At 68.6% G+C, this 17,811-nt stretch carries 17 protein-coding genes; 13 read left to right on the top strand and 4 right to left on the bottom strand.

All coding sequences use genetic code 11. The annotated features are described in order from the left end of the window. The first annotated feature begins 49 nt into the window (after nt 1-49). From ACFQ27_RS01160 to ACFQ27_RS01110, 11 genes are all read left to right on the top strand, one after another. Nucleotides 50-2,143: a TonB-dependent siderophore receptor gene (locus ACFQ27_RS01160; protein WP_377352073.1), complete on the top strand. Its 2,094-nt coding sequence runs from the start codon at nt 50-52 to the stop codon at nt 2,141-2,143. A gap of 25 nt (nt 2,144-2,168) precedes the next feature. Then, nucleotides 2,169-3,437: a DJ-1/PfpI family protein gene (locus ACFQ27_RS01155; protein WP_377352072.1), complete on the top strand. Its 1,269-nt coding sequence runs from the start codon at nt 2,169-2,171 to the stop codon at nt 3,435-3,437. 14 nt (nt 3,438-3,451) lie between these two features. Beyond that, complete coding sequence (locus ACFQ27_RS01150) at nt 3,452-4,303, top strand: DJ-1/PfpI family protein (RefSeq protein WP_377352071.1); 852 nt, start codon at nt 3,452-3,454, stop codon at nt 4,301-4,303. A 61-nt stretch (nt 4,304-4,364) separates the two neighbouring features. Further along, nucleotides 4,365-4,763: a hypothetical protein gene (locus ACFQ27_RS01145; protein WP_377352070.1), complete on the top strand. Its 399-nt coding sequence runs from the start codon at nt 4,365-4,367 to the stop codon at nt 4,761-4,763. A gap of 65 nt (nt 4,764-4,828) precedes the next feature. Continuing rightward, nucleotides 4,829-5,383: a DUF2244 domain-containing protein gene (locus tag ACFQ27_RS01140; protein ID WP_374345428.1), complete on the top strand. Its 555-nt coding sequence runs from the start codon at nt 4,829-4,831 to the stop codon at nt 5,381-5,383. After that, complete coding sequence (locus ACFQ27_RS01135) at nt 5,383-5,550, top strand: hypothetical protein (protein WP_377352069.1); 168 nt, start codon at nt 5,383-5,385, stop codon at nt 5,548-5,550. Before ACFQ27_RS01140 ends, ACFQ27_RS01135 begins: the two co-directional genes overlap by 1 nt. A gap of 22 nt (nt 5,551-5,572) precedes the next feature. Further along, the gene (locus ACFQ27_RS01130) at nt 5,573-7,603 is read left to right on the top strand and encodes a TonB-dependent receptor domain-containing protein (protein WP_377352068.1); all 2,031 of its coding nucleotides are present in this window, start codon (nt 5,573-5,575) and stop codon (nt 7,601-7,603) included. 10 nt (nt 7,604-7,613) lie between these two features. Further along, entirely contained in the window at nt 7,614-8,471 is an 858-nt protein-coding gene (locus ACFQ27_RS01125) for an MbnP family copper-binding protein (RefSeq protein ID WP_374345431.1), read from the top strand. Continuing rightward, complete coding sequence (locus tag ACFQ27_RS01120; protein ID WP_377352067.1) at nt 8,468-9,646, top strand: MbnH family di-heme enzyme; 1,179 nt, start codon at nt 8,468-8,470, stop codon at nt 9,644-9,646. Before ACFQ27_RS01125 ends, ACFQ27_RS01120 begins: the two co-directional genes overlap by 4 nt. Nucleotides 9,647-9,838: 192 nt before the next feature. Beyond that, on the top strand, nt 9,839-10,201 hold the full coding sequence (locus ACFQ27_RS01115) for a CZB domain-containing protein (RefSeq protein WP_374345434.1): 363 nt from the start codon (nt 9,839-9,841) through the stop codon (nt 10,199-10,201). Nucleotides 10,202-10,383: 182 nt separating this feature from the next. Next, nucleotides 10,384-10,689 carry an ArsR/SmtB family transcription factor gene (locus ACFQ27_RS01110; protein ID WP_377352066.1) on the top strand — a complete coding sequence of 102 codons (306 nt, stop codon included), beginning with the start codon at nt 10,384-10,386 and terminating at the stop codon, nt 10,687-10,689. Nucleotides 10,690-10,832: 143 nt separating this feature from the next. Here the strand turns inward: ACFQ27_RS01110 and cydX are convergent, their stop codons facing one another. The 3 genes from cydX to ACFQ27_RS01095 are packed head-to-tail and all read right to left on the bottom strand — an operon-like array spanning nt 10,833 to nt 13,702. After that, complete coding sequence (gene cydX, locus ACFQ27_RS01105) at nt 10,833-10,961, bottom strand: cytochrome bd-I oxidase subunit CydX (RefSeq protein WP_374345436.1); 129 nt, start codon at nt 10,959-10,961, stop codon at nt 10,833-10,835. Nucleotides 10,962-10,973: 12 nt separating this feature from the next. Continuing rightward, entirely contained in the window at nt 10,974-12,125 is a 1,152-nt protein-coding gene (gene cydB / locus ACFQ27_RS01100) for a cytochrome d ubiquinol oxidase subunit II (RefSeq protein WP_374345437.1), read from the bottom strand. 11 nt (nt 12,126-12,136) lie between these two features. Then, nucleotides 12,137-13,702: a cytochrome ubiquinol oxidase subunit I gene (locus ACFQ27_RS01095; protein WP_377352065.1), complete on the bottom strand. Its 1,566-nt coding sequence runs from the start codon at nt 13,700-13,702 to the stop codon at nt 12,137-12,139. A 103-nt stretch (nt 13,703-13,805) separates the two neighbouring features. Between ACFQ27_RS01095 and ACFQ27_RS01090 the strand changes: the two genes are divergently transcribed. Together ACFQ27_RS01090 and ACFQ27_RS01085 are read left to right on the top strand one after the other, a co-directional pair. After that, on the top strand, nt 13,806-15,407 hold the full coding sequence (locus tag ACFQ27_RS01090) for an ATP-binding cassette domain-containing protein (protein WP_377352064.1): 1,602 nt from the start codon (nt 13,806-13,808) through the stop codon (nt 15,405-15,407). Then, the gene (locus ACFQ27_RS01085; protein ID WP_377352063.1) at nt 15,404-17,008 is read left to right on the top strand and encodes an ATP-binding cassette domain-containing protein; all 1,605 of its coding nucleotides are present in this window, start codon (nt 15,404-15,406) and stop codon (nt 17,006-17,008) included. The genes ACFQ27_RS01090 and ACFQ27_RS01085 overlap by 4 nt, the downstream gene beginning before the upstream one ends. Here ACFQ27_RS01085 and ACFQ27_RS01080 read toward each other — a convergent pair. Next, complete coding sequence (locus ACFQ27_RS01080; RefSeq protein WP_374345442.1) at nt 16,975-17,760, bottom strand: sulfite exporter TauE/SafE family protein; 786 nt, start codon at nt 17,758-17,760, stop codon at nt 16,975-16,977. The two genes, ACFQ27_RS01085 and ACFQ27_RS01080, sit on opposite strands and share 34 nt — an antisense overlap. Nucleotides 17,761-17,811 lie beyond the last annotated feature (51 nt).

Below are 17,811 nucleotides of genomic sequence, written 5' to 3'. Positions count from 1 at the left end.
CGCGTGACCAGCCCGAGACGGCGGCCCACAGGGTCCGGGGGATTTCCACATGAAGCTTCAACTGCTGGCCAGCAGCGCCTTGCTCGCGCTTTCCGCGCTTCCCGCCCACGCCGAAGACACCGGCGCCTGGGTGAGCGAACTCGTTGTCACCGCCAATCGCGGCGTGACCGTCACCACCGCCGGGTCCGCCACCCGCACGGCGACCCCAATTGAGGAAATCCCGCAGTCGATCCAGGCGATCAACCGGACCCTCATCGAGGACCAGGACCTGCGCAATGTCGGCGACGCCCTGATCAACGTCTCCGGCGTCGCGCCCCAGGGTCAGATGGAGCTGGTCCTGCAGTCGCCCAAGATCCGCGGCTTCGACGCCGCCTACCTGGTCGACGGCATGCTGACCTACAACCTGCCGGCCAGCGCCAGCGACAGCGGCACCCTGGTCAACGTGGCCCGCGTGGAAGTCGCCAAGGGCCCGACCAGCACTCTCTATGGCGGCGGCGTGGGCGCGCCCCTGTCCGGCCTGATCAACCTCGTCTCGGTCGATCCGGCGCCTGACTTCGGAGCCACCCTCGCCTTGCGCGCGGGCAGCTTCAACACCCGAGGCGTCCAGGGTTCCGTCGATGCGCCGGCCAATGGCGGCCGCATCCGCCTGCGCCTGGCGGCCGACTACGAGACCGCCGACAGCTACCTGGAACAGGTCAACAGCACCCGGACCTCGATCTACCCCACCGCGGTGATCGACTTCACTGACGCCACGCGCCTGACGCTCCGGGGCCAGTACTCCCGCGTGGAGCAGCTGGAATACTCTGGTCTGCCCTACGCCCTCACCGGTCCGCTGGGCGCCAAGGTGGACAAGGAGACCTTTGCCGGCGCCCCTGATGCGCCGCAGACCACGGTCGAAAACCGCATGGTCACCGCCACCCTGGCCCATGCCTTCTCCGACGCCTGGAGCGGCGAGGTGAGCGTGCGGCGGTTCCGCAACGACTTCGACGAATACGGCTCCTTCCCCTTCACGGGGATTCCACTGGCGGGAACGACCTACGCCTTCGCCTCGGCCTATCTGCCGTCGCAGGTCCGTCAGACCAGCATCTCCGCGACGATCAACGGCAAGATTGGCGAGGGCGCGGTTCGCCACAACCTGCTTGCCGGCGTGGATTACGACCAGACCAAGTACCAGGCGTCCTTGGGCTTCGGATTCATCGGCTTCGTGGACTACGCCACACCTGCGACCAACGTGAAGTTCGGGGCGCCGCCGGTGCTGAGCGACGTCCAGACCGACCGCATGAAGTCGACCGCCGTCTTCGTCCAGGACCAGATCGCCGTCGGCGAACGCCTGGACATCACAGCGGGCCTGCGCTGGACCAATGTCGATATCAGCAGCCTCTATGTCAGCGGCGGCTTCCCGTTCGTGAACACCTCGCGCTCGGAGAGCCGCTGGACGCCGCGGGTCGGGGCGACCTATCGCCTGGCCAAGGGCGTATCGGCCTTCGCGGGCTATTCAGAGGGCTTCAAGGGCCTGGTGGCCGCCTTTGGTGTCGCCGATCCCAAGCCCGAGACGTCTCGGTCCTATGAAGCCGGGCTGAAGCTGACGGCGCCGATCAAGGGCCTGACCGGCACGGTCGCGGCCTATGAGATCACCCGCCGTAATGTGATCACCGCCGACCCCTCCAACCCCTTCGCCTCGATCCAGGCCGGCGAGCAGCGCGCCCGCGGGGTCGAGGCCGACATGGTCTATGAGCCCAGCCCGGCGCTGTCGGTCCTGGCGGCCTACGCCTACACCGACGCCAAGGTCACCAAGGACAACACCTTGCCGGTCGGCGACCGTCCGACCCGCACACCGGAGCACAGCTTGCGCCTGGCGGCCCGCTATCGGTTCCAGTCCGGCGACTTGAAGGGCCTGGAGATCGGCGGCGGCCTGACGGCGGTTTCGGATCGCGAACTGACCCTGCCGAACACCGTCGTCGCCGACGGCTCGGTCCTGGTCGACGCTCAGGCCTCCTACGACTTCGGCTACGCCAAGGTCTCCGTCTCGGTGGTCAACCTGACCGGCGAGGACGGCTATGCGCCCTATCAGTACCTGGCCCGTGCGGTCGTCGTCCCCCTGCAACCCCGGTCGGCCTACCTGACCCTCTCAAAGGCGTTCTGAAGCCCGCTTCGGAAGGAGATCCGTGATGCGTCAAGTTCCCATCCAGAGACCCGGCAAGGCGGTACCGTGCCCATCCGTCCGCGCCGGCGGGATCGCCGTCCTCGTGGCGGTCTTGGCGCTCGCGGGATCGCCCCGGGCGGCATGGTCGGCCCCGCCGCCCGGGGCGGTCGATTTCGACGCCGCTATGGCGTCGCTGAAGTTCAAGCCAGAGAGCGTCGACGCCAACGCCGACGCCAAGGCCAAGCCCAACGGCCTGATCGACGCCGACGAGATGGCCCTGGTCTCCGCGGTCCTCGACGGCCAGGCCAAGGCCGGGCCGGATCGAGCGGCGGTGAAGGCCGCATGGCGGCAGGCCGACGCCAGCGCCACGGCCGACATGGCCAAGCTCGCCAAGGCCTATCCCCAGGCGCACACGGTCGCCGCCGGCTACGCCATGCTGGGCCATGGCTCCCTCGAGGCCTTCAGCCGCATGTCCGCCGCCTTCGGCGCGCCTCTGAAGTCCGACTACAGCCAGGCCTTGGCCCTGGCCCGCTATTTCGCCGCCGAGGGTGATGCGGACGGGGACGGCGTCTCCAACCGCGACGAGTACGCCGCCTTCATCGGCCAGGGTCGCGCGGCCTATGTGCGCGCCGCCCTCGATCCGGCGGTGAAGCCCGGGCCGGGCGCCGCGACGGCCCTGGCCATTCCGGTTCAGCCTGCGCGCAAGGTGGTGGGGGTCGTGCTCTATCCCGGCTTCGAGCTGCTGGACGTGTTCGGGCCTGTGGAGATGTGGGCCAATGTTCCCGAGTTCGAGGTCGTCATGATCGCCGAGAAGGCTGGGCCCGTTCGCTCGGCCCAGGGCGTCGAGGTCATCGCCACCCGGGATTTCGCGTCTACGCCCAAGATCGACATCCTGATGACCCCGGGCGGCATTGGCACCTATGAAGCCCTTGAAAACCCTCGGCTGCTCGACTTCCTGCGGGCCCAGGACAAATCCGTCGACCTGATGACCTCGGTCTGCACCGGCTCGGCCATCCTGGCCAAGGCCGGCTTGCTGCATGGCCACAAGGCCACCTCCAACAAGGCCTTCTTCAAGCTGGCGACCGACCAGGACCCCGGCGTCACCTGGGTGCGCAAGGCCCGCTGGGTGGAGGATGGCAAGTACGTTACCTCCTCCGGCGTCTCGGCCGGAACCGACATGGCGCTCGGCGTGGTCGCCAGGCTGTACGGCAAGGACCGCGCCCGCCTGCTGGCCAAGAGCCTCGAATATCAGTGGAGCGAGGATCCGAGCTCCGATCCCTTCGCCCTACCCTGACCCGGGAGACGCCCATGACCGCCGACCGTAGGACCCTCATCGGAGGCATGACCGCCCTGGCGGCCATGGCCCCCTTCCTGTCGCTGGAGCGCGCCATGGCCGCCACCGCGCCCCCGAACCTGCGCGACATCGACGGCGCCGCCGCCGAGGCGCACATGCGGCTGATGGCCGTGCCGGGGCTGAACATGCATGGTGACGAGGAGGTCGCCATGCTGCTCTATCCGGGCTTCACCGCCCTGGACCTGGTCGGGCCGCATTATTTCTTCGCCTCCATGATGGGGGCCAGGGTCCACCTCGTCACCTCGACCTCCGACCTGTCGCCGGTCCCTAGCGACCTTGGCCTGGCCATCGCACCCACCACGACAATGGCCGACTGTCCGCGCGATCTGACGCTGTTGTTCGTCCCCGGCGGAACCACCGGGACCTTACAGGTGGCGCAGGACCCCGCAGTCCTGGCCTTCCTGGCCGATCGCGCCCAGCGCGCGACCTGCGTCACCAGCGTCTGCACCGGTTCGCTGGTGCTCGGCGCGGCGGGCCTTCTGCGTGGGCGCAAGGCTACCTCTCACTGGGTGGCGCGCGACATGCTGGGTCATTTCGGCGCGACACCGGTCGACGCCCGCGTTGTCACCGACGGCAAGCTGATCACAGGCGCCGGGGTCTCGGCCGGGTTGGACTTCGCCTTAGCCGTGGTGGAGCGCCTGCGCGGCCGCCCCTACGCCGAGGCCCTGATGCTGCAGGCCGAGTACCATCCGGAACCCCCCTTTAAGGGCGGCTCCTTCGACACCACCGACCCAGCGATCGCCGAGCCCCTGCGCGGCATGTTTTCAGGCTTCGTCGCCCGGGCCTCGCAGCTGAAGGCGCCCTGATGTTCGACCCTCGTAATTTCCCTGAAGCGACAGCATGACGAAGGAGGCCTAGGGGAGGCGCATGCGGACCGATCTGAGAAGCTCGGGGCGAAATGGGGGCGCGTGGCTGATCGCTGCGTTGCTCGCCGTCGCCCTGCGCGTCCTGGTTCCGCAAGGCTACATGGCCGACCACAGGAACGACCTGCCGTTCGCGCTCGTCATCTGCACCGCGCAGGGGGCCGTAGCGCTAGACGCCAGCAAGCTTCCACAACCCAACGCGCCGGCCCACGGCGCGCACAAGCCGGCGCCCTGCGCCTTCGCGGGCCTGGGCGCGGCTCCGCCCCTGGCCTCCGCCGCTCCGCCCGCGCCGGCCCGTTTCGTGGTCGTCGCGGCGCCCAGACTCCATAGCACCGCGGTCCGGCCCGGCCAGGGCCTCGCCGCCCCGCCGCCTCCAGCTACCGGTCCCCCGCTCCTGATCTGACGTCGATCCCAACGGCGCCGCCGCATGGCTGCGCCCCTGTCCCCTCGTCGTTCGGAGCCTTTTCCATGTCCGATGCCCTCGGCTCAGCCCAAGAGCCCGTCCTTCTCCATGCGCGCCTGAAACCAAACCATTCCCTGACCGACGCCGGTCAGACGGCCGCGCTGACCACCTTCGCCCTCGTCTCCCTGACCACCAGCCTTGTCTTCGTCTCCCGAGGCTTCTGGCCCGTGGCCCCTTTCATCCTGCTTGACCTGGCCATCCTGGCCTTCGCCTTCCTGGTGGTCCGGCGGCGGGCCCGGGCCTTCGAGGACGTCATCGTGCGGCCCGAAGGCATCACCATCCGCCGCTCCGACGGGGGCGCGGATATCTGCGAGGACACCCTGCCCACCGCCTGGACCAGCTTGGCCCGGGAGGACCACCCGGACTACGGGTGCCTGTCCTTGAGCCTGCACCACCGCCGCAGGACGACGCCCATCGCCCAGATGCTGTCCCCCGCAGAGCGCGCGGCCTTTGGCCTGGCCATGGCGGACGCCCTGGCCCGCGCCCGCCGCGGCGGACGCGCCGCCTGGGAGGCGCCGTCCGCGCCCCTGTCCAACTTCGGCGCCGCGGGAGGCCGGTGATGAGAATGCTTCGTCTGATGACCATCGTCGTCGCCGCGGCCGTTGGGGCCCTTCTGGCGATGCAGGCCCCGATGCCGATCGCCCATCCCATCGCGTCGCAGGCCTCGGCCTGCGGCTGTCACACCGCCGGGGGCGCTCACGGCCACCCGGCCGGAAAGAATATTTAGCGTATATTCAAAGGCTTAAATCATGTCTGATCGTGTTTTCACCTGGTCCTCCCGTTTGCTGGCCGGCGCCGCCGTCGCCGCGCTCTCCGCTGGCGCGGCGCTCGCCGCCGACGCACCGGTCGACCTTGAAGGGGTGATCGTCACCGCCGTCCGTGCGCCCACGCCCCTTGCTGACCTTCCGGCCCCTGTGTCCGTCATCACGGCCGGTGACATCGCCGACCGCCAGGCGGTGTCCTATCCCGAGGTGCTGGAGCGCCTGCCCGGGGTCGACTTCTTCGGCGGCCCGCGGGTCCAGGGCGAGATGCCTTCGATCCGAGGCGCCACAGGCCGCCAGATCGTCGCCGTGATCGACGGCGCCCGCCAGAACGCCTCTCCCGGCCTGTCCTCCCCCCTGTTCCTGGAGCCGTTCTTCCTGTCACGCGCAGAGGTGCTGAAAGGCGTGTCCTCGGCCGTCTATGGCGGGGGCGGCATCGGCGGGGCCCTGACCTTCACCACCCTGGATGCCGGAAACCTGTTGTCCGAAGGCGACCAGCTCGGCGCCGACCTGCGCGCGGAGAGCCAGTCAGCCAACGAGGGGCGCCGGCTCCTGGCCCGAGCCTACGGCCGCCAGGGCGCCTTCGATGGCTTCCTGGGGCTGACCACCGGCGATTGGGGTCCGATCCGCCAGGGCGGCGGCACGACCCTGCGGCCCGGCGATGGCCAGGCGGTGAGCCTGCTGGCGAAGGCCGGATGGCAGGCGACGGATCACCTGCGGGCGGAACTGTCCCACCTCTACTACGACATGGAGGACTTCCAGCCGAACAACCCGCAGGCCGACGCGTCCTTCCCCTACTTCCAGAACAACTGGGCGACCCAACGCCAGACCGTGCTGAACCTCAGCGGCGCTGATAGTGACGGCCAAAAGACCCTCGACCTGTCCGTCTATGTCACGCGCCTGGAGACCGGCGCGGATCCGAACCTGAAGGTCACGCCGGTCCTGACGTCCACCTCAACCCTGACTGACACCCTGGGCTTCTCGGGCGCCGACAGCTGGCGTTTCTCCACCGGCCCGCTCGGCCATCGTGTCACAGTGGGGGCTGACGGCTATCGCGACCAGATCGAGTCGCGGACCGACGGCCTGCCAGGCACGGTGTCGCCGGACGGCAAGCAGACCTCGCTAGGCGGCTTCCTGCGCGACGAGATCACCCTGACCCCCTGGCTCTCGCTGACGCCCGCGGTTCGGTATGACCACTTCGAAACCGAGCTGAAGAGCGGCGCCTCGCCGACCACCTCCGACGATCGAATGTCGCCGTCGCTGGCGGTGACTGTGAAGCCGATCTCCGGCGCCATGGTCTATCTGAGCCGCGGCTCCGGCTTCCGGGCCCCGGCCGTGAACGAGCTCTATCAATCGCTCTCGACGCCCACGGCCTTCGCCAACTTCCGCCCCAACCCGGCCCTCAAGCCCGAGATCTCCGAGGAATGGGACGCCGGCGCGCGCTGGAGCGGCGACGCGCCCCTGAGCCTGGGTCGCCTGACCCTGCAGGGCGACTACTACAAGGCCGACGTGGAGAACCTGATCACCGTCGTGGTGGTGGGCTTCTACACCAACCCGGTGCTGGGTCGCCGCCCCATCCAGCAGTACCAGAACGTCTCAAAGGCTGAGCGGGAAGGCTTCGAATTGCAGGCCGGGCTGAGCCAGGGCGCCTTTTCGGGCCAACTCGCCTACAGCCAGATCCGCGTGCGCGACAAGCTGACCGGCGCCAACCTCTTCGCGCCGCCGGACAAGTGGACCTTGTCCCTGGCCTACGCTTTCAGCCCGTCCGTGGACCTGCGGTGGAGCTCCATGTGGGTCGAGGCCCAGGACTACGACTCCACCCTGCTGCGACGTCGCCCCGCCTATGAGACCCACGACCTGTTCGTCACCTGGGCGCCTCAGGGCCGGACGTGGCGTCTCGACGCCGGGGTGACCAACCTCTTTGACAAGCGGTACGCCGCCTACAAGCAGTCCACCGCCTACCCCAATGTCTACGAGCAGGGGCGCAATTTCCGCCTCGGCGTCAGCCGCCACTTCTAGGGAGCGCACCATGAGCCTTCGAACCTTCATGTTCCCGGCCGGCGCGGCCCTGGGCCTCGCCCTGGCCGCGGCGCCCGCCGCGGCCGCCGAGCAGGACGTCGTGGTCCGCTTCGCCGCCAAGGTGGGCGCTGCACCTCTCGCCTGCGGGAAGACCTATTCCGGAATCGGCGCCACCGGCGCCGCGATCACTCTTCAGGACTTCCGGGTCTATGTGTCAAACCTGCGCCTCGTGGACGCCAAGGGCGGCGAGACGCCGGTGCGCATCGCCTCCGACGGCCGCTGGCAGGATGACAAGACGGCCCTCCTCGACTTCGAGGACGCCACCGGCAACTGCAACGGCAACGCTGCGGTCAACCGCGAAGTCCGCGGCAAGGCGGCGCCGGGTCGATATGTCGGCCTGGTCTTCGACCTCGGCGTGCCGGCGGACCGAAACCACCAGGACACCACACGGGCTGGTCCGCCACTCAACTTCTCGGCCCTCTCCTGGCCCTGGCGCGCGGGATACAAGTTCTTGACGATCGACATCGAGACCAGCGCTCCCGGACGCCCGAACGCATCGGGCTTCTCGATTCACCTGGGCAGCACCGATTGCCCTAGCGGGCCGCTCACCGCGCCCCCCACCTCGCCCTGCGCCCGCCAGAACCGGCCAACCTACAGGTTCGCCGCTTTCGACCCTGCGCGGCAGTCCGTGGTGTTCGACCTGGCCGAGCTGCTGAAAGCGACCGACGTCACCACCAACGCCCCCAACACGGCGGCCGGGTGCATGTCGGGGCAGACCGATGATGACTGCGCGGCGATCATGCCCGCCCTGGGGGTCCCGTTCCGCGACCTGACGCCTAAGGACCAAAGCTGGGCCCGGGTAGAGTGAGGCTGCGTCAGCTGATCGTCGGCGCCGCGGCCGGCGCTGTGGCCTTCGCCGCCCTGGGCTCCCTGGCCCAGGGCGGTGTAGCGGCGTTGGGCGACTACGTTGCTGGCCGCTTTGACTATAGCCTGCCGGCCTGGATCCCAGCGCCGCTGGAGCCCAAGGGCAATCCAACCACCAACGCCAAGGTCGAGCTCGGCCGGCTCTTGTTCTATGATAAGCGGCTGTCGCGGGACGGGACCATGTCCTGCGCCTCCTGCCACGAACAGGCGCGGGCATTTACCGATGGTCGAGCCACGTCTGTGGGCGTGACGGGCCAACACACACCCCGCAACGCCATGTCCATCGCCAACGTCGGCTACCTGCCGGTGCTGACCTGGGCCAATCCCTCGCTGACTTCCCTGGAGCGCCAGACCCTCGTCCCGCTCCTGGGCGCCGCGCCGGTAGAGCTGGGGATCGCCGGACGGGACGACGAGGTGCAAGCGCGCCTGATGGCCGAGCCCCGCTATCCGCCGCTGTTCCGCAAGGCCTTCCCGGAGGCTCGGGGCGAGGTTTCGCTCGGCACCATCACCCGCGCCATAGCCGCCTTCGAGCGCACGGTGATCTCGGTAAACTCGCCCTATGACCGGTATCGGGCGGGTGAGACATCCGCCCTGTCGGCAGAGGCTCAGCGTGGCGAAGCCCTGTTCTTCAGCGAACGACTGGAGTGCCACCACTGCCACAGCGGCCTTCACATGACGGACTCCGTCATGCACACGAGGAACCCGGTGGGCGAGGTCGCCTACCACAACACCGGCCTCTACAATCTGGACGGTAAAGGCGCCTATCCGGCGGACAACACGGGCGTGGCGGAGATCACGGGGCGGTCACAGGACATGGGCCGCTTCCGGACGCCCAGCCTAAGAAACGTCGCCGTGACCGCGCCCTACATGCACGACGGATCGATCGCGACGCTGGACGAGGCCATCGACCACTATGCCGCCGGCGGCCGAACTATCGCATCTGGTCCCTACGCCGGCGTCGGGGCGGCAAATCCCCTGAAGAGCTCGTTCCTGTCGGGCTTCACCTTGACGCCGCAGGAGCGAAAGGAGCTGATCGCCTTTCTGAACGCGCTGACTGACCAGGGTTTGCTGACGGATCCGAGATTCTCTGATCCGTGGCGCGAGCAATCCAACCGCTAGCCCCATGGCGCGTAGCGATCGAAGCCTTTCCGAGGGGGCGCAACCAGTTGTTGCGGTTCTGCGTACGCAATGGCCAAGAGCCCCAACGCGGCAGGGGTCAAGCTTCCATGAACGCGCCTTAGCCATATCCATGGGGCAAATTCTTAGCTGGGGCATGCGATCTTTCCCGGGAAGACAACAGGGATGCTTGGGATGGACTTCGATAAGGCGATGGCCGCGCACGCGGATTGGAAGGTCAAGCTGCGGGTCGCGCTCGACAATCGAACTACGCTCGACGCAGACAGCATCTGCTCCGACAGGAACTGTGATCTGGGGCGTTGGCTTCACGGCGAAGGGCGCAAGCAGTGCGACCGGTCAACGAGTTTCGGCACATGCGTGGAAGCCCACGCTACGTTCCACCGTGAGGCCGGCGGCGTCGCGACAATGATCAACCGGAAAGACTATGGGCGGGCGGAGCAGATGCTAGGGGCTGGATCGGCGTTCGCCGACGCCTCAACAGCCGTCGCTGTGATCCTTAGGCGCCTCAAGCGCGAGTGCGCAAACCAGTTCGCATAGCGCCTCGACCTAGCCTCTGAGGAATGCCAGGACCTAATCTCCAAGCCGGGATAGCTGCCCAGCACCTCGTGATTCTGGTCTGAACGCGGTCTTGGGCGGCGGCGCCTTGTCCTCGCGCGCGCATATTCCACATAGCGAATATGTAAATCCCTGCGCCTTCCCCTAAGCACGTGTGCTCTGACGTGGTTTCCGAGCTGCAAGCTTGTGTGGGCCAGGCCATCCGGCTCCTGAAGCTACCTGCCACCGAGCAACGCCTCTTGCTCCTGTGCCGGCTGGTCGACGGGGAAGCCTCTGTAGAGGATCTCGCCGAGCATTCGGGCCTGGCCCAGTCCGCCGCCTCCCAACACTTGTACAAGATGAGGGCCGAAGGCCTGATCGCCACCCGGCGCGACGCGCAAACCATCTACTATCGCATCACCGACAAGGACGCGATGAACGTCCTCAACACCCTTGCCCAGATTCACCGTGGATCTCTCGTCGCCGCCTGAGGCGCCCTGGCCTTAGCCCAGCAAATAGAAGCGCCCGCCCCGCAGGGTCCGGGGTGGGCGGCTCTGGCTTCGAGCCTGATTTAGACATCCCTGCAACTGTTGATCCGACCATCGGAGCAGGCTTCTAGACCCTGCCTAGGGCCTCATGCGCCGTCCGGATCATCCGCGCCGTCATCGCCCTCGCCCAAGAGAAAGAACTCGTGCCACATCCCATTGAGGATGCCGAAGGCGACCGCGAGGCCGAGACCGAGAACCCAGGTGAAGTACCACATCGCAGCAGCTCCTCAGTACAGGTCGGGATTGACGTTCAAGGCGCCGGTCGTGGATCGGCCCCACATCACCTTGAAAGCCCAGGCGGTGTAGGCGAGCACGATCGGCAGGAAGACCAAGGTCACCAGCAGCATGATGAACAGGGTCATGTGGCTGGAAGACGCGTTCCAGACCAGCAGGCTCGAGCGCGGATCGATGCTGCTGGGCAGGATGAAGGGGAACATCGACAGGCCCACGGTGGAGATGACGCCCAGGGCGGAGATCGACGAGCCCAGAAAGGCCGGCGCTTCACGCCCCGCTCGGATCCCAATCAGGGCGACGAGCGCCCCGGCGAGGCCCAGGACGGGCGCCGCCCCCATCCAGGGGAAGCGGCCGTAGTTGGCCAACCACGCCCCAGCGGAGGGCTCTGCGACCGCCCGCAGCGGATTCGAGGGCCCGGCGAGATCCAGGCTGTCACCCTGGACCGTATAGCCCAGGCCAGCGAAGGCCACGAACGCCCCGCCGGCCAGGAACAGCACGATCGACGCTGCCGCGGCCAAGGTTCCGATCGTCCGCGCCCGGTCGCGCACAGGCCCGATCTCGGCCTTCAGGGTCAGCCAGGCGGCGCCGTGGGTCACCAGCATGGCCACCGACAGCAAGCCCGTGAGCAAGGTGAAGGGGGTGAAGAGGCCGAAGAAGGTCCCCTCATAGGTGGCGCGCAGGGTGTCATCGAGCTTGAAGGGCACGCCTTGCAGCACGTTGCCGACAGCTACCCCGAACACCAGGGCCGGGGCGAAGCCGCCGACGAACAGCGCCCAGTCCCAGGTGGACCGCCAGGCCCGCGCGGGGCGCTTCGAGCGGTACTTGAAGCCCACCGGCCGCAGGATCAGCGAGGCCAGGACCGCGAACATCGCCAGGTAAAATCCCGAGAAGCTGACCGCGTAGACAAAGGGCCAGGCCGCGAAGATCGCCCCACCGCCCAGAATGAACCAGACCTGGTTGCCCTCCCAGGTCGGGCCGATGGTGTTGATCACCATCCGACGTTCGGCGTCGGTGCGGGCGACGAAGGGCAGTAGGGACGCGACGCCCAGGTCGAAGCCATCCGTGATGGCGAAGCCGATGAGCAGGACCCCCATCAGGGCCCACCAGATGACCCGCAAGGTTGGATAGTCGAGGGGAAGTTCCATGACCGGGTCTCCTATTCGGCCGGCGCAAGGGCGGGCGCGGCGGGGGCGGCGTCCGGATGTTCATGGTGGGCGTAGGGCCCGCGGCGGATGGTGCGGATGATCAGGCCCACCTCAACAATGGCGAGGATGCCGTAGAGCAGGGTGAAGCCGATGATCGTGGTCCACAGCTGGGGCACGGTCAGGCTGGACACGCCCAGGAAGGTGGGCAGCACGCCGTCCACCGCCCAGGGCTGGCGGCCCAGTTCAGCCAGCAGCCAGCCGGATTCGGCCGCGATCCACGGCAGCGGCATGATCGCCACCGCCGCATAGAGGATCCATTTGGTCTCGCACCGGCGCAGGGTGGTCAGCAGGAAGGCGGCGGCGAACACGGCGATCTGCAGGAAGCCGATCCCCGCCATGATGCGGAAGATCCAGAACATCACCGGCACGTTGGGGACCGTATCCCAGGCCGCCTTGTCGATCAGGGCGGCATCGGCCTTGCGGGGATCCGCCACATAACGCTTGAGCAGCAGACCATAGCCGAGGTCGCGAGCGCGCAGATCGAACTCAGCGCGGGCGGCGGCATCCTTTGGGTTGGCCTTGATCCGCTCAAGCGCGTCATAGGCCTTCACCCCGTTCGCGATGCGCAGCCGGGAGTCTGCGACCAGCGGGATGATCCCCTGCACCTGGCCGTCCAGGCTACGGGTGGCGATCAGGCCCAGGACATAGGGAATCCGGATCGCGTGCTCAGTGGTGTGGGTCTGCAGATTCGGGAAGCCGAACGCCGTCAGGCCGGCCGGGGCAGGCTCGGTCTCCCACATGGCCTCGAGCGCAGCGAGCTTCATTTTCTGGTTTTCGGTCAAGGCGTAGCCGCTCTCGTCGCCGAGCACGACCACCGACAGCGCCGAGGCCAGACCAAAGGCCGCCGCCACGGTGAACGATCGCCGCGCCACCCGGGGCCAGCGCTTGTTGAGCAACATGATCGCCGAGACGCCCATGACGAAGGCCGCCGCCGTGACGTAGCCGGCGCTGACCGTGTGGACGAACTTGGCCTGGGCGACCGGATTGAAGAGCACGTCGCGGAAGTTCGAGACCTCCATGCGCATGGTGTCGGGGTTGAACACCGCGCCGACCGGATTTTGCATCCAGCCATTGGCGATCAGGATCCACAGGGCGGACAGGTTGGAGCCCAGGGCGACGCAGAAGGTCACGGCCAGGTGCCCATGCCGGGACAGGCGTTCCCAGCCAAAGAACATCAAACCGACGAAGGTCGCTTCAAGGAAGAAGGCCATCAGGCCTTCAATGGCCAGCGGCGCGCCAAAAATGTCGCCGACATAGTGGGAGTAGTAGGACCAGTTGGTCCCGAACTCGAACTCCATGGTGAGGCCGGTCGCGACCCCCAGCACGAAGTTGATCCCAAAGATCGAGCCCCAGAATCGTGTGATGGTTCGCCAGATCGGGCGCCCGGTCATGACGTAGATGCTCTCCATGATGACGAGCATGAACGAGAGACCGAGCGTCAGGGGGACGAACAGAAAGTGATACATTGCAGTCAGAGCGAACTGCAGTCGCGAGAGCTCTACGACTCCCAGCTCCATGGCCTGTCCTCCGGAATTCACCCGCCCCATGGACAGGTGAGGATAGCCGGACTACTCCTCCATTATAATTTGCGCAAGTACGAATATAATGGATGAGGGCGTCGTGGCCACCAGCGCGCAGACCTTGAACGACTGGACGCGGGCGGCTCCGCAAGGGCCCGCCGCCCTGGTCGCGCTCATGCTGCTGGGCGTGGTCGGTTCGACCGGCTTCGCCTGGGCGCTGTCGAGCCTGGTGGTCGAAAACGGCGGCGCTTTGGCGGCCCTTGGCCTGGCGGCGGCGCTCGGCCTGCGCGGGGTCGCCGCCTGGGGTCAGGCGCGGGTGGCGGGGCGGCGCGCGAGGCGCATTTGCGCCGCGGTCCGCGACCGTGCGGTGACCCGCGTGCTGGATCGTCGACGCGGCGCCCAGGAGACCATCGGCGTCGACATCGCCGCCTGCGTCGACGAGGTGGAGGCCCTGCAGGGCTATTACGCTCGCTTCGCGCCCGCGGCCTTGGAGGCGCGACTGGTTCCCGTCGCCATAGCCCTGGCGGTCCTCCTCCGCAGCCCGATCTCGGCCGCGATCCTGGTCGCGACGCTCCTGCCGCTGGTGGCGGTTCTCGCCCTAGCTGGGGGGGCGGCCGGCCAGGCGGCGGCCAACCAGTTGGAGGTGCTGGCGCGATTATCTGGCCTGTTCGTCGATCGCATCCGAGCCCTGCCGATCATCCTGGCCTTCGACGCACAGGACCAGGTCGCCGATCAGGTGGCCCAGGCCGCGGACGGCGTCGCCCATCGGACCATGAGGGTGCTGCGCGTGGCGCTGATCTCGTCGGCGGCGCTGGAGTTCTTCGCTGCGGTCGCCGTCGCCCTGACGGCGGTCTATTGCGGCTTCGCCCTTCTGGGCCTGCTGCCCTTCAAACCGCCGGAGCGGCTCGATTTGGCGGCGGCGCTCTACGCCTTGGCGCTGGCGCCGGAGTTCTACGCTCCCCTGCGCCGGCTGGCGGCCGCCTATCACGAAAAGCAGTTGGGCGAGGCGGCGGCAGAGCGCCTACATCGGTTGGTCGAGGGCGAGCCGGCGAGGCCCGTGGCCAAGGCGCGAGCCCCCCTACCCGCCCCGCACATCATCATGACCGGGGCTATCCGCGCCTTTGGCCCAGAGCAGATCGGCCCCGTAGACGCTGAGATCGCGCCCCAGAGCCTGGCCGTGATTTTAGGCCCTAGCGGCTCAGGCAAGACGACCCTCCTTGGCGCCATGATCGGCGCCGAGCCCCTGTCGGCGGGAGAGATCAGGCTCAACGGGGTCGCCGCCTCGCCTGACCTGGACGGGCGGATCGCCTGGTCCGGCCAAGCGCCAGTGTTTGCACCCGGCTCGATCCTCGACAATCTGCGGGCCGCCGATCCGACCCTCGAGCGCCAGCAAGCCCTGGCGATGCTCAATCGGGTCGGCCTGACAGAGGCGCTGTCGCGCTGGCCAATGGGCCTCGACACCCCGCTCGACGAGCGCGGCTCGGGCCTCTCCGGGGGGGAGCGGCGGCGGCTGGCGCTGGCCCGGGCGCTGCTGAAGCCCTCGGGCCTCCTGGTGCTGGACGAGCCGACCGCGGAGCTGGACGCCGAATGCGAAGCCGCCGTCATCGCCCTGCTGCGCGAGGCGGCGCGCACACGCACTGTGGTGGTGGCGACCCACTCGCCCGACCTCGCCGCCGCCGCTGACACCTTGGTGCGCCTATGAGCCAGGCTCAGGCTCTGCTGCGCCCCCTCATTCGCCGCCACGCCGGCGCCCTCGCCTTCGCCGCCGCCAGCGCCGCCTTGGCGGCCACGGCGGCCACCCTGCTATTGGGGGTCTCGGGCTGGTTCTTGGCCGGGGCCGGGTTTGCAGGCGCTGCGGGCCCGCTCGCCGTCCAGGCCTTCAACTACCTGCTGCCCAGCGCTGGGTTCCGCGCCCTGGCGATCGTGCGCACGGCGGGCCGGTACGGCGAGCGGATCTGGTCGCATGAGGCGGCCCTCAAGGTGTTGGCCGGCCTGCGCCCCGCCCTGTTTCGGCTGATCGCCGCGGCGCCGTCGCGCCAGGCCTTGGGGCTCTCCTCCGGCGAGGCCTCGGCGCGGGTGGTGCAAGATGTTGATCTGCTGGAGACCGCGATCGTCCGCCGCCCGGCCCCCTGGGCGGCCGCAGCCGGCCTTGGGGCCGGCTTGGCGACGACCGGCCTGGTGTCTGCGCTGGCCGCCTTGGCCTTTTGCGCCGGGTATGCAGGTCTGCTGGCGGCCTCAAGATGGTTGTCGCCGCGCTGGCTGGCCGGGCCGGTCAAGGTCCGGCAAGAGGCGGTGGGCGCGCTCAAGGACGCCGTCTCGGCCTATGCGGCGGCGTCCGCCGAGCTGCGCAGCTTCGGGCTGACAGAGCCGGCCCGGGCCGCGATCCGGGCGCGCGACGCCCAAGCCGGGGAGGCTGCTTTGAAGACCGCCGAGGCCGAGGCCGCTTTGGGCTTGGCGCAGGCTCTGCTGACCGCTCTGACCGTCTTGAGCGTGGCCCTGGCGGTTCAGAACGCCGCCCCGCCGCTCGCAGCGCTCGCCGTGCTCGGCGCCTTGGCCGGACTGGAGACGGCGGGCGGCCTGACCCGCGCGGCCGAGCAGGCGCCGGGCCTCAAGGCCGGTCTTGCGCGGCTGGACGAATGGGCGGCCCCGCTTAAGGCCTCAGCGCCGCCGGGTCGCGCGGGCGACCAGCTCGCCCTGTTCGGCCAGGTGCTGCAGCCGGGGACCAGACTTGTGCTCCAGGCGCCGTCCGGCGGCGGAAAATCCACCTTGATCGAGGCCATGGTCGGCCTTCGCGCCCCGCCACCTGGGGTGATCACAGTGGGCGGCCAGCCCCTTGAACACCTGGCCGAGGGCGCGGCCCGGGACCTGTTCGCCTGGGCGGCCCAGGATAGCCGCGCGATCAGCGGCAGCGTGGCGGATAATCTGAGGCTGGCGGCGCCTAAGCTTTCTGACGAGGCGCTCTGGGCGGCTCTGGAGACCGCCCAACTGGCGGATCGGGTCAGGCGCGCGCCGGGCGGACTTGGCGCGTGGGTGGGCGATGGCGGCGACCTGCTGTCTGGCGGCGAGCGCCGGCGCCTGGCGATCGCCCGCGCCCTGCTGCGGGACGCCCCCTGGCTAGTGCTGGATGAGCCCAGCGAGGGGCTGGATCCGGCGACCGAGGCGGCGCTGGTGGCGGCCTTGGGCGCACATCTGGACCGGACGGGACAAGGATTGATCCTGGCCAGTCACCGTCCTGGGATGCGCGCGCTGGCGACCCAAGAGATCACGCTTCAGCCCGGGTGGCTCGCCCGCCACGCGACATAGGCCGCGACCACCAAGACCAGGACAGCAAAGGCGCGTCGCGCCAGGGTCGCCCGGTCGGCCAGCAAGGCGGCGCCGCGCACACCGGCCTGCCCGCCGACAAAACCTCCGGCGATGAACAGGGCCGCCACCGTCCAGTTCACCTGTCCCGATAGGGCATAGTTGAGTGAGGTCGAGGCCCCGAACAACGAGACCGAGACCAGGGACGAGGCCATGGCGTTGGCCAGGGTCATGCCTGTGGCCGCCATCAGTCCTGGGACGATGAGGAAGCCGCCGCCGATGCCGAAGAAGCCCGCGGCGAAACCGGTCACGACCCCCATGGGGGCGAGCTTCAGGGTCAGGGCGCGGGTGAGGTGGACGCCCGGATCGCCGTCCGAGCGGGGCTTGCGCAGCATGGAGACGGCGATGGCCGCCATGGCGACGGCGAAGAACAGCAGGAGTTGCTGGCCGCCCACCAGCTTGGCGACGCTGGAGCCGGCGAACGAGCCGGCCAGGCCCGCCACGGCGAAGACGCTGGCGCAGGGCCACTTCACTCGCCCGCCCTTGGCGTGGCCGGCGAGGTTCAGGGCCGCATTGACCGCCACCGCCGCGGCCGAGGTGCCGATGGCGACATGCGGGTCGCTGATCCCCACCCAATAAAGCAAAAGCGGTGTCGCCAGCACGGAGCCACCACCGCCAAACAGGCCCAGGAGGGCGCCCACCAGGACGCCGCTGCTCACGGCGGTGAGGACGAGGGGGTTGGTAAGGTCGAGCATCGGCGCACCTTGCATATACGTATTTGCGCATATATAGATATATGTAGTACG

Source organism: Phenylobacterium conjunctum, assembly GCF_042679085.1.
Lineage (GTDB): Bacteria > Pseudomonadota > Alphaproteobacteria > Caulobacterales > Caulobacteraceae > Phenylobacterium > Phenylobacterium conjunctum.
The sequence above is the reverse complement of the archived record's forward strand: the minus strand, read 5'-3'. Positions and strand labels throughout refer to the sequence as shown.